Origin of the sequence: Moritella yayanosii, assembly GCF_900465055.1 — a bacterium.
Classification (GTDB): Bacteria; Pseudomonadota; Gammaproteobacteria; order Enterobacterales; family Moritellaceae; genus Moritella; species Moritella yayanosii.
This window is the reverse complement of record NZ_LS483250.1, coordinates 765,374-778,154: the sequence shown is the minus strand read 5'-3', so window position 1 is coordinate 778,154 and position 12,781 is coordinate 765,374. Positions and strand designations below refer to the sequence as shown.

Annotated in this window: 8 protein-coding genes and 3 pseudogenes; 5 read left to right on the top strand and 6 right to left on the bottom strand. The window is 42.8% G+C overall.

Annotation, left to right across the window (positions count from 1 at the left end):
- Positions 1-207: 207 nt before the first annotated feature.
- The 4 genes from pepN to MORIYA_RS03425 all read right to left on the bottom strand — a co-directional run bounded on the left by pepN (position 208) and on the right by MORIYA_RS03425 (position 6,174).
- Positions 208-2,820: an aminopeptidase N gene (pepN, locus tag MORIYA_RS03440; protein WP_112712726.1), complete on the bottom strand. Its 2,613-nt coding sequence runs from the start codon at positions 2,818-2,820 to the stop codon at positions 208-210.
- Positions 2,821-2,911: 91 nt separating this feature from the next.
- Positions 2,912-4,912 (bottom strand): carboxy terminal-processing peptidase, encoded by a 2,001-nt coding sequence (prc, locus tag MORIYA_RS03435; protein ID WP_112712724.1) that lies wholly within the window; start codon positions 4,910-4,912, stop codon positions 2,912-2,914.
- 112 nt (positions 4,913-5,024) lie between these two features.
- Entirely contained in the window at positions 5,025-5,657 is a 633-nt protein-coding gene (proQ, locus tag MORIYA_RS03430; RefSeq protein ID WP_112712722.1) for an RNA chaperone ProQ, read from the bottom strand.
- A 205-nt stretch (positions 5,658-5,862) separates the two neighbouring features.
- A complete protein-coding gene (locus tag MORIYA_RS03425) occupies positions 5,863-6,174 on the bottom strand; it encodes a YebG family protein (protein ID WP_112712720.1) in 312 nt (103 codons plus the stop codon).
- A 348-nt stretch (positions 6,175-6,522) separates the two neighbouring features.
- Here MORIYA_RS03425 and MORIYA_RS03420 point away from each other — a divergent pair, with 348 nt between their 5' ends.
- Positions 6,523-7,200, top strand: a complete 678-nt coding sequence (locus MORIYA_RS03420) for a TIGR00153 family protein (protein ID WP_112712718.1) — start codon at positions 6,523-6,525, stop codon at positions 7,198-7,200.
- Between the two features lie 59 nt (positions 7,201-7,259).
- Here the strand turns inward: MORIYA_RS03420 and MORIYA_RS03415 are convergent, their stop codons facing one another.
- A complete protein-coding gene (locus MORIYA_RS03415) occupies positions 7,260-7,499 on the bottom strand; it encodes a DEAD/DEAH box helicase family protein (RefSeq protein ID WP_112712716.1) in 240 nt (79 codons plus the stop codon).
- Between the two features lie 317 nt (positions 7,500-7,816).
- Between MORIYA_RS03415 and MORIYA_RS21570 the strand changes: the two genes are divergently transcribed.
- From MORIYA_RS21570 to prpD, 4 genes and pseudogenes are all read left to right on the top strand, one after another.
- Positions 7,817-9,169 (top strand): P-loop NTPase, encoded by a 1,353-nt coding sequence (locus MORIYA_RS21570; RefSeq protein WP_269461235.1) that lies wholly within the window; start codon positions 7,817-7,819, stop codon positions 9,167-9,169.
- Positions 9,162-9,809 (top strand): NifU family protein, encoded by a 648-nt coding sequence (locus MORIYA_RS03400; RefSeq protein ID WP_112712710.1) that lies wholly within the window; start codon positions 9,162-9,164, stop codon positions 9,807-9,809. Before MORIYA_RS21570 ends, MORIYA_RS03400 begins: the two co-directional genes overlap by 8 nt.
- A 48-nt stretch (positions 9,810-9,857) precedes the next feature.
- Positions 9,858-11,273 (top strand): annotated as a pseudogene (locus MORIYA_RS03395) (protein adenylyltransferase SelO family protein).
- Positions 11,274-11,418: 145 nt separating this feature from the next.
- A pseudogene (gene prpD / locus MORIYA_RS03390) lies at positions 11,419-11,844 on the top strand (2-methylcitrate dehydratase); the annotation flags it as partial.
- A gap of 263 nt (positions 11,845-12,107) precedes the next feature.
- Here prpD and MORIYA_RS21190 read toward each other — a convergent pair.
- Positions 12,108-12,242: pseudogene (locus MORIYA_RS21190) on the bottom strand (DUF6444 domain-containing protein); the annotation flags it as partial.
- Positions 12,243-12,781 lie beyond the last annotated feature (539 nt).

The following is a 12,781-nucleotide window of genomic DNA, read 5'->3' as shown; positions in this document are numbered from 1 at the left end:
GGAGTTTCAAGCGGGCATTCTAACATTAATATTTGTAATAAAAATGCTACAGAGGCAACAAGATAGAAAGATATATACAGGTCTTTAAGAATAAAACATTGCATAATTACTCAAAGTAGGTACATGTCGCCAAAAAAGCTAAAAATACCCACTTTTTATAAAAACAAACGTTAACTTACTGTTAAATTAGTTGTTCAGTGGAAAAGGTTAAGCTAAAGCTCGATCTATTTTTTCAAATAAGTCGGCTGCTAAAGCATCAATTTTACTGAGTCTGATCAATTGTGCTTGCATTAATGCTTGGCGTGTTGAATCAAATTTCTTAAATTCAATAAGCGGCGTGATTAATCGCGATGCAACTTGTGGATTACTGCTGTTCAGTTTACACAGAATGTCCGTTAGAAAAACATAACCACTACCGTCAATGGCATGGAAGGCTTTGGTGTTAAGCGCAGAAAAACTACCTATTAATGAACGTGTTCGATTCGGATTAGCTAAAGAAAAGCTACCATGTTCTAGGGTTTCTTTGACAACCGTCAGACAGTTTTCACTCGGACTAACGCCAATTTGCACAAACCATTTATCCATGACTAAACCATCATGCGACCAAGTTATTTCAAATGCAGACATCATGGTTTTAAAGCAAGGCAGTTGAGCTTTATTGGCAGCACTGATCGCGCCCATGGTATCGGTCATATTGTCTGATTGTTCAAATTGACCTAACACCAATTCATTAACACCAGTAACATCCGCCAATGCCATATACTCAAGACATACATTTTTTAATGAACGTAATGCAATATGATCGTGCGCTATTTGATAAGTTCGTATTGGCATATTGGCATAAATAACACTACATAAAGGCGCAACATTTACGGCAATTTGAGACTTAATAAAACCAGTTACTGTTAACAAAGCATCAACATCGACCTCATCAAACAAACCCATCAAGCTATTTGTTGATGGGAACTGGAGCATCTCTGCTTTTAAAGCTGGGTCTAACTGTTCGTTATCAACTAAGTCACGAAAAGCTTGACCAAATGTGGCTGGCAATACCAGTTCCTGCTTATCACCAACACGTGCAACATTTTCAATCACATGTTTATTAATTAATAACTGTGAAGCATCCCAACGCGCAAAATCATTACTTGCATGCACCATTAGCATAGCCAGTTGTTCATTGGTATAAGCATAATTAAGCTTAATCGGCGCGGAGAACTCTCTAAATAGGCTGGGTACTGGTGGTGACATGACATTATCAAATACAAAGTCTTGCTGTTTTTCGATAAGGTTCAATACATGATGAACAGGTTTACCTTCACAGGTTAAAGCAATGTTGTTGCCCTGCTCGTCAAGTAATTCAATATCAACGGGGATATGTAGGACTTGCTTTACCTTTTGGTCAGCAGTACTTGGGGTATGCTGCTGCATTGATAAGGTATAAGTGTTATTTTGTGCATCGTAATGATCAGTAACCGTGACTTGCGGTGTACCCGACTGCGAATACCAATTCTTAAAGAGTGTCAGATCGATACCTGATGCATCTTGCATGGATGCGACAAAATCATCGCAAGTAACAGCTTGTCCGTCATGACGTTTAAAGTATAGATCCATACCCGCACGGAAGTTAGCTTCACCTAATAACGTGTGGATCATACGAATAACTTCAGCACCTTTATTATACACAGTCGCGGTATAGAAGTTATTCATTTCAATGACTGAGGCCGGACGAATTGGGTGTGCCATCGGGCCTGCATCTTCAGGGAATTGTGCTGAACGTAACACTTTAACGTTTTGAATACGATTAACGGCACGAGACCCAAGATCAGAACTGAATTCTTGGTCCCTGAATACAGTTAAGCCTTCTTTTAGGCTTAACTGGAACCAATCTCGACAAGTAATGCGATTACCCGTCCAGTTATGGAAATATTCATGACCAATTACCGCTTCAATACCTAAGTAATCAACATCAGTAGCACTTGCCGCATCCGCTAATACATACTTAGAATTGAATACGTTAAGGCCTTTATTTTCCATTGCGCCCATGTTGAAGAAATCAACAGCAACAATCATGTAGACATCCAGATCGTATTCTAAACCGAAACGATCTTCATCCCACTTCATTGACTTTTTCAATGATTCAATAGCATGATGACCACGCGATAAGTTGCCCTTATCTACAAATAATTCTAGCTTCACATCACGCCCAGACGTCGTCATGTAATTATCGCTTAATACATCAAAGTCGCCCGCCACCAAAGCAAACAGATACGCGGGTTTCGGATAAGGGTCACGCCATTGTACCCAATGACGGCCATTATCTAATTCACCACGATCAATACAATTACCATTAGATAATAAATATGGGAATGCTGCTTTATCAGCCGTGATCTTGGTGCTAAAAACAGCCAGCACATCTGGCCGGTCGAGATAATAGGTGATTTTGCGGAAACCTTCAGACTCACACTGTGTACAGAATGCGTCAGCTGATTTATAGAGGCCTTCTAAACTGGTGTTTTCCAGAGGGTTAATCTCGGTCTCAATGATTAATACACATTCAGAAGGTAAATCAGAAATGATCAGTTGGTTATCTTTAACTAAGTAATTATCAATTTGATGACCATCGATAGAAACTACCAGTAACGTTAGGTCTACACCATCTAATATAAGCGGATCATTATGGCTACCACTACGACGTACTTTATTAATAGCAACAACTTTAGTTTTACGATCATCGAGATTAAAGTCGAGATCGATATTATCAATAAAATAATTTGGTGCTGTATAGTCTTTTAAATACTTAGCATTAGGCGTAATTGTCATTTATAGTCCTAATCTATCGACGGATAGAGACGTAAAATAGAGAAAAAAAAGTGCAGCTGCCCGCTGCACTTGGAGTAAAAATAGAAGTGGTTTAGCTAGATTTGCTTAAATCAATGGCTATGTTGGCTGTTTCTAACAGGAATGCATCGTCAAATTCAAAATCTTCAGGTTTGTCATCTAACGATTTTACCGCAGGTAATGCCTTGCGTTCTAAGCGTTCATTTAAACGATTTAAACGAATTGCTTCGTTCTTTTCACGATCTTTCATACGCACAGATTCTTTTAAAGAAATGGTTTTGACATCAAGTTCTTGTTTATATTTAATAATATCTTCTTGGATATAACTAAATTCAGGGTTTACTGCAACACGTTTATTATGTTTTAGTGTCAAACTATTAAGTATTGATTGCAGAGCCAGCGATTGCTGGTAATTTGCCTTATGGATTTTATCCCAAGCCAATGCATTCTCTTCAATTGATTCACCCGTGTCTTCTGGCTTTACAGCCGATGGAAAGGTAATATCAGGCAGCACACCGCGTAGCTGAGTACTACCACCATTAATGCGGTAAAATTTAGAGATCGTATACTGCACACTACCAATAGGTTTGTCGTATAGATCATATAAACGCGCTAAGGTTCTATGCTGCTGAACAGTACCTTTACCAAATGTTTGTTCTCCCACAACTAATGCTCGACCATAATCTTGTAATGCCGCGGCAAAAATTTCAGATGCAGAAGCACTATAACGGTTAACTAATACGACAAGCGGGCCATCGTAGTAAGTTTTGCCATCACGGTCTTCTAATACATTAACTTTATCTCTGGCATCACGCACTTGTACAGTTGGACCTGAATCAAAGAATAATCCTGAAAGCAAGTTTGCTTCTTTTAAAGCGCCGCCACCATTATCACGTAAATCGATAATAATAGAGCTAACCTGGTCTTTTTTTAGCTTAGTTATTTCAGTAAGCACATTTTTAGTTAGACCATCGTAGAAGCTTGGAATTTCGATAACACCAACCTTCTCACCATTAACATCAATAATTTTGGATTTTGCAGCTCGGTCTTCTAGACGTACTTTGTCACGAATTATTTCCACAATTTTGTGCTTGGCACTTGCACCTTCACCACGCACAATCTCAAGACGTACTTTGGTACCTTTAGGGCCCTTAATCTTATCAACGACATCATCTAGACGCCAACCGACAATATCAACAATTGTTTGATCGTCTTGTGCGACACCAACAATTTTATCTTCAGCTTTTAATTGTTTTGTTGCGTCTGCCGGTCCACCAGCGACTAAAGAGCGGATCACGGTGTAATCATCAATAGTTTGCAGTACAGCACCAATACCTTCTAAAGAAAGGTTCATTTCTGTTTTGAAACGATCAGCACTACGTGGTGATAAGTAGGACGTGTGCGGCTCGATACTCCGTGCATACGAGTTCATCAATGTTTGGAAAACATCTTCACTTTGTGTCTGTTTTAACCGTTTGATTGCAGTATCATAACGCTTATGCAGTAATTTTTTTATCTCGGGCCAGTCTTTACCGGTTAACTTTAAATTAAGTGCTTCGTACTTAACCTTCTGACGCCATAGTTCATCAAGTTGTGCTGTCGTTCTAGCCCATTCTGATTCAGCTGTGTCGAAATAATATTCGTCATCTGTATCGAATTTAATTTCAGTGTCAAGTAAGGATAATGCAAAGGCAAATCGTTCATAACGACGTTGTAAGCCCACAGTATAAATATCATAAGCAGGTGCAAGACGACCCTGACGGAAATCTTTCTTGAACGACAGCGCATACTTTTTAAAGTTATCTATATCACTCTGCAAAAAAATTGTACGATAAGCATCAAGCTGTTTTAAATAACGGTCAAAAACTTCAACCGCAAAAGTATCATCAAAAACAACCGATTTATAATGAGAACGCGTGAAAAGATTAACGAGACGTTTACTGGCTTCAGAATGCTGAGCTTCTTGCTTTAATGTAGGGAGTTCTTTAATTGATATAGCAGGTTCAAATGCGTGCGCATATGTGGCTAATAGTACCGAAGCACTGATAAAAGTTCGTGTTAAAACTTTTTTCATTAAAAATCCTTTTGAGAATAAGTAACGCTAAATTAATAATAGTCAAGTACTAGCTCATTTTCATATATTTAGCTAACACTCAACTACTAAAAATTTAGAACACGCTTATTGCTTATACAAATAGGTGCTCTCTTTTTACTTTTAGAGAAAGTCCAGATAGTAGTTCAACTTGAACACTATCTTTAGATACTTCAACAATAGTTGCTTGTACCGGTGCTTTACCAACTACAACTTTGACAGATTGGCCTGATTTAAGTTCCGACTCATTTACTGGACGTTCAACTTTAATCGTAGGTTTTTGATCCGCTTTAGGCGCAGATTTTTTAACTACTTTTTTAGGCGCTTGTTTAACAGTAGGCTTTTTCTTTTCAGCGTTGGCCTTCTGTTCTGCATTTTTCTTATTACGTTCAGCGAAAAATTTGGTTTTACTTTCTTCAAGTGTTTTTTGTGCATGCTCGATGTGCTCAGCATCTAAAACACCTGCGTCGTTGCCATCTAAGTCAACTCGTACAGCATCTTTTTTCGCGCCGTGAAGGTAACGCCAGCTTGCAGTATACTGACGAAGAGCCGTACGTAATAATGTTTTACTAACTTTAGGGTCTTCTTTAAGACGCTCAGCCAGATCTTGAAAAATGCCAATTTTTAGCGGTTTAGCTTCGCCCTTTGCAGTGAAACATTTTGGGAATATTTCTACCAAATAAGCGATAACTTCTTTGCTATTTTTTAGCTTTTCAATGTTTTCCATGAATGACCTTAAATTACTTCTAATTGTTCAGATATAACAAAACCGTAATCTTGCTATATCGCATGTATAAAATTTATCGCTATTATAGAGCGATTGCAATTAAATGCTATCTTTAATCCGTTAACTTCACCCTAAAAGGTGTTGAAAAATAACCACACCGGTGGTTTTTCATGCTTTGACAAACAATATTTAATCGTATGAAAGATTAAGCCGCTTCTTTTTCTACCGTGCTTTTGGACACCTTTTTCGATTTTGGTGTCTTTTCTTTGCTCACTTCAGGCGTTTTTAATTTACCACCCTTCAATATTATCTGTAGTGATGCACTGTTTTGTGCCAAATATAATGATAACTCTTCAGTAAGACGATCATCCATATCAAGTGATGATGAACTGATCAAGTCAGTAAGACCATCGGCTACATCTAACATTTTATCGTATGTATCAGCTTCTTTTTTACTTGTAAACGTCATTTTTTCCACACCATTTCGTTCAACTACATACTTAACTATTACGGCCATGAGCCCACCCTCTAAATACACTGTATATTATGACAGTGTATTTAGTATTTCTGATTTATTCAAGTGATTGATAATTATTTAATCTAATTATATGCGGTCTGCATCTATACCATTATCCATAAAGATTTTGGATAAGATTTCGTGAGTTACCATTATTAAGGAAAATTCATATAAAAAGGTTACACACTATCGTCATTTTTGCATTTATGGTGTAAATTAATTACTTAAGGTTAACCAAAAATATTTTTGATCAACCTTAATCTATAACCTCTGATTTATGCACTTAATATTTGAATCAAAGTTTTAGTTCGCAGTCATTTTTAGGCCAATACTTCAAAGGATTAAATTATGGCAAGAAATTTAATACTGAATATGTTTGCTAAATCGCCTCTGAAACCACTCGAACAACATATTCGGCTGGTGGCCAACTGTAGCAATCATTTAAAACCGTTTTTCCAAGCTTGTATCGAGAACAACTGGGACAAAGCAGAAGAGATCCGCAAACAAATCTCTGAATTGGAAAAAGAAGCGGATAAGCTAAAGCGCGAAATTCGCCTCGGATTATCCAAAAATATCTTCATGCCAGTGCAACGTTCTGATGTGCTGGAACTCGTTACTCAACAAGACAAAATTGCCAACAAGGCCAAAGATATTGCTGGCCGGGTAATTGGCCGTAAATTACACATCCCTGATGAAATATCCAAACCCTTTATTGAATTCTTAAACGTCTGTCTCGATGCTACCGATAAAGCGGCGGATGCGATCAATGAACTTGATGAGTTATTAGAAACCGGCTTTAAAGGTCGTGAAGTTGATCTGGTCGAAAAGATGATCTATCAACTCGATAAAATTGAAGACGACACTGATTCTCTGCAAATTAAATTACGACGTTCTTTATTATCACTAGAAAAAAACTTAGATCCTGTTGATGTGATATTTTTATACCAAATCATCGAATGGGTAGGCGGACTTGCCGATTTGGCTGAACGTGTTGGTGCACGTTTGGAGATTATGCTAGCCCGATAAAAGATAATACAAGGTAACTGGAAATGGACATACTCACGAGTTACGGAACAATTCTTGTTTTATTTGCTGCTGGGGTCGGCTTTTTTATGACCTAGGGTATTGGCGCTAACGACATTGCCAACGCAATGGGAACGTCGTTTAGCGATTAAGCCAATAGCGGCAACCGTTTTCCCAAAAGCAGTTGGCGCGTGCAAAATACCCGTATCATGTGCAGCCATGACATCGACAGCATTCTGCTGCTCAGGTCTCAATATACCAAAGAATTCAATTTGATTTAGCGGTTGCCCCTTGGTGTTCACAGGCTTAGCGTTATTGCACTAAGCCACAGCTGGACAGGAACGGCTTAGTGCTTATACTTTAAAGGGTATGGTTCGCATTACTGAAAGTATGGCGAAGGATGATCCACTCGCCGCCACACGGTTTGATATTGAGTATGTGACCAATGTATTTTACGTCGATTTCTAACCAGTGTGCCCGATTAACGCCATTTTTGTAGAAGATAACGTATCGAACAGCTGAAGTTAATCAAATTGAACTCACACGTTGTTGGCCATCCATCACCAAGATCCGTGCGCCACTACCATGCCGATGAACAGGCGCATGCGGCGGAGGTATTTTGAAAATTCGTAATAGGCACAAAAATTGGGATTGGTTGTTTTTCTGGCGGAAGAGCTCCCCGTTATCTGCTCCACCGTTAATTAAAAATATCAGGAATTTAGCCATGCACACTACTGACCATAATCAACGCCAAACGCCAAACGCGTCACCCCAATCGGCCGTTAGCGCTGAAAGGATGCCCGGAATACGTCATATAATTGCTGTCGGCAGCGGCAAGGGCGGCGTCGGAAAGTCTACAGTGAGCGTCAATCTGGCGCTCGCGCTACAACAACTCGGGGCGCGTGTAGGAATCGTAGATGCAGACATCCTTGGACCAAGTATTCCCGGTATGCTCGGTATCGAAACAGATAAACCGCCGTTGATGACCCCGGATGGCAAGATGATCCCTGCACTGCGGCACGGTCTGAAAGTTGTATCGATGGCCATGCTCACCGGAGACGACGACCCGGCCGTCTTGCGTGGGCCGATGGTAGGAAAATATCTGAATATGTTCGTCGGCGGCGTGCAATGGGGATCGCTGGACTATTTGATTCTCGACCTCCCGCCCGGTACCGGCGACACCCAATTGACGCTGGCACAGAGTATGCCGCTGTCGGGCGTGGTTATCGTGACAACACCACAGGCCGTGAGCCTAAAGATCGCCCGCCGAGGCTTGCGGATGTTCGAGAAGGTTCAGGTCAATATCCTTGGCATCATCGAGAACATGCGCACATTTACCTGCCCTCACTGCGGCGAGAACACGGATATCTTCCGTCACGGCGGTGGCGAGCAGATGAGCAAAGAGCTCGACGTCCCCTTCTTGGGTGCCTTACCTCTCGATATCGATGTCGTTACCTCCGGTGATGAGGGTCGGCCGATCGTGGCGGACCAGCCAACGTCGGTCAGCGCCAAGGTGTATGCCTCCATCGCCACCGCGCTGGTGGAGCAGCTGCACGAGGCGGTTACCGTGCTGAAACCCTTTGTGTGGAAGTGGGACAGCGACGAGGGCGCGCCTGGCTGGATGGAAGACGCGGCGCGGCCTGCTGGATCACAGAAGACCCCGATCGGTTTCCTGCGGCGCGATCCGCGTACCTTATCTATCCTCTGGGAAGACGGTCATCGCGACGACTTCGACGTCCGAGACCTGCGCTTGGCATGTCATTGCGCCCTCTGCATCGAGGAGATGAGCGGACGCAAGCTGCTCGATCCAAAGACGATACGATCTGATGTGAGTCCACGACAGATCATGAGCGTCGGCAACTACGCGATCACGTTCGATTGGAGCGACGGCCATAACAGCGGGATATATTCGTTTAACGACCTACGTGCATTAGGCGCGGACGCTGCGGCGAGGAGCGTTGAAAATGTCTGATTTCCTGCTTGCGGATCAACCGATCAGCATTCGTGCGGAGACTTCGATCGCTGACCCCGACACGTGCAAGTTCATCGTGAGCCGTACTTTGCATCCTGGCGGCCCCTTCTTCTTCGCCAACAAGGAACGAGCTGCCGGTTCGCCGCTAGGCGAGCAATTGTTTGTACTCCCCGGCGTAGCCAACGTGCTCATTGCCGAGAGCATAGTGACCATCTGCAAGGAGCCGACCGCCTCGTGGTCAGGACTAAAAGCCGCCATCGGCACAGCCATCCGCGCACAGCTGTTGACTGGCGTGCCAGCTATCTTGGAGATGTATATTCACACTGACACACAAACCGGTATGCAAAGAAGGTCAGATGCAGAGCTTATTACTGTTATTCAGGCACTGCTGGACAAGGAGATAAACCGTTCAATTGCTAACCACGGCGGCAAAATATCGATAGTAGAAATCCGCCAAGGAAAACTTTACATCAGCATGAGCGGCGGCTGCCAGGGATGTGCATCCTCTCAGATAACACTGCGACAGGGATTTGAAGTCATGCTGAAAAGGGTCGCCCCGGAAATCGAGGAAATTGTCGATACGACCAACCACGCAGCGGGAAAACAGCCATTCTACCCACGCCATGAGGAGCCCCTATGATAAATCGACTGCCCCAACAAACTACTCCAACCGTCGCTACGCTCGACGATCTCGCAAAGCTGGCAAACTACTCCAACCGTCGCTACGCTCGACGATCTCGCAAAGCTGGCAAACTACTCGCTCATGGATACGCTCAACTGCGATCCTGATGCGACAGGAAACGGCGTCGACCATACAGCACGACAAGTATTTACAGGGCACTATGTCCCCGTCAATCCTACCCCTATCCAAGACCCCGAGTACGTTACGCACAGCAAAAACTTTTTCCGCGAACTTGGTTTTTCCGACAGCATGGCGCAGTCGGCCGATTTCGTTCGTATGTTCTCTGGCGACCTAACAGACGTTCCAGAGCCGTTGCGCAAGGTCGGTTGGGCGACGGTCGCGCAATGTCTGTGCTTGAGGCTGTCATTAACGGTCAACGCTGGGAAATGCAACTAAAAGGCGGAGGACGTACACCATACTGCCGTGGCGCCGATGGTCGCACCGTTCTGCGCTCAAGTGTTCGCGAGTTCTTAGCACAAGAACACATGCACGCACTTGATCGATCGTGAGTACAGTGACGTCATCGACAATACACTCACCACGGCTGAAAAAGTGGTGTTGCTCGCGCGCGAGTTCCGCAACCGCTTGACGTCATTGATAGCCAATTGGACCCGTGTCGGTTATTGTCAAGGCAACTTCAACAGTGACAACTGCGCGGCAGGAGGCTTTACACTCGACTACGGCCCCTTCGGGTTTTGCGATGTATTCAACCCGCAATACCAACCATGGACAGGGGGTGGGCATCACTTTCCGTTCCTGAATCAGCCCATGGCAGCGGAACGCAACTTTCACATGTTTTGCACGGCGTTGCTGCCTCTAGTGGCATCGCATCAGGATTCTATAAAAAATATCGACGAGATTTGCACTGACTTTACAACCGTGATGCAAGCAAAAATGGAGAACATGTGGGCTGAAAAACTTGGGCTTCATACGTTTAACACGGGATTGTTCCGCGAACTCGAAACGCTGATGACGCAAACCGCTGTTGATTACACAATTTTCTTCCGCGAATTATCAACGGTGCCTGGCGATATTGGCCCACTCAAAAAAAGCTTCTACAAAAACGCTACATATAACGCAGATCCCGAAGGGATGGACAAGCGCTGGTCAGAGTGGTTAACAACATGGAAATCCCTCAACGCCAGCACCACCGACGCAAATTCTGCTCGGCCTCGCTCTCAATATGAGCTTTCTAGGCAGATGAAACTCGTCAATCCAAAATATAGTTTGCGAGAATGGTTCGTTGTGCCTGCGTATCAGCAAGCGAGCATAGGGAATTACTCTCTAGTGCGAGAGTTGCAGGAAGTAATGACGCAGCCATATGCCGAGCAATCAATCGATGTGGAAGAAAAATACTATCGGCTGAAGCCGCTTGAGTTCTTTGAAACCGGTGGATTATCGCATTATAGCTGCTCGTCATGACTTATCGGTTAATAATCAATTTATCCATATCAGGTGCCCAATGACCACAAAGATAATCCCTATTATTGACCTGCTTTCCGCTGGCCAAGTACCGCTGATTCCAGCGTACGCGGCTGTTCGTTGCACACGGTGTTGAGAAAATTCATCGGTATTAAGCGCTAAGACATGGGGGTTTTATGGCGTTTCATTTAAGGGCCAAGCGTTTAAATTCCAGCGCCCGTATGCTTGCTATGTAATGGAAAATGTATTATTTAAAATTTCCTTTCCTGCAGAGTTTCATTCTCAGACGGCAGTGGAGGCGGCAATCACTTTACATAGTCAACTTCTAAAATCAGGGAAATCTGTCGCAGACATCAAAAATATTACCATTCGCACCCATGAAGCCTGCATTCGAATTATCGATAAAAAAGGCCCATTAGATAACCCAGCAGATCGGGATCATTGCATTCAATATATGGTTGCAGTGCCGCTTATTTTTGGCCGACTGACGGCTGCGGATTACGAAGATAAGGTGGCCTCAGATGAGCGGATTGATCTACTAAGAGCCATTCTGGCTATATCGCTGGATCAAGGACAGCTAGAGAAAATTCCTGTGCATGAATACGTGGATCTATACATGATTTAGTTTTCTGTTGTTAGGTATATTCGGCATTACCTTGAAATGTCTGGAGGTAAGGTCAGTGAAGATCTGTAGTCAGAGGGTTGGTTTACGCATAAACTTGATGTCGATAACTCGGTTATCGTAAGATTCAACGGTACAAGCACAGCTTTTACACTGGGTTTCAGGTGTGCAAGATATAACAACATCAGACGCTTTAAGTTCTGTTATTGGTCGCTTATGCCCCGTGAGGATGTGGCCAATCTGTCTTCATATTCTCTTAGTTGTTGCCATAATTCCTGAATTAATTTATTAGCCTCGTTAAGATTAACGACTTCAGGCGGCTCTGTTTGATATATTTTATTTTTCAAGTAGGGTCTGCTGAACACTTACCCCACCAAGATCAAACACGTTATTTACTATATAAAGAAGGGCTCGGGCTTGTTCAACACCCGAATAAGGTGTCCGCTACGCGACACCTTATTCTTATTATAGTTGCTTTTTATAAGTCATATACTTTGACCATAATTGCAGATGTAGCCATCAACGCTCCACTAGACATGAACCAACAAAAACTCCTCCAACGATACTACCCGCAGCTTTACCCGTTTACTACATTGTGCATCATCGCTAACGGTGCAGGCCTTTTGTATGCTGGATATCGCATTAACTCCTGTAAGCACGATCCCCAAATAACCAACACGTTTTAGATTACGTGACATTTCAGCTACAGCAGCATAGTTTTTATTAAAATTAGGGATGGTAGTGACATTGGACGGTTGTTTACTCCATTGGTGAACGATGCCATTCTTAATATGGGAATTAACTATTTTAAAGTGTTTGTAAGTATTTTTAGAGGGAGAGTTGTACATAATCATAATAAGTTGATCGACAGGCATCTGTTTTTCAA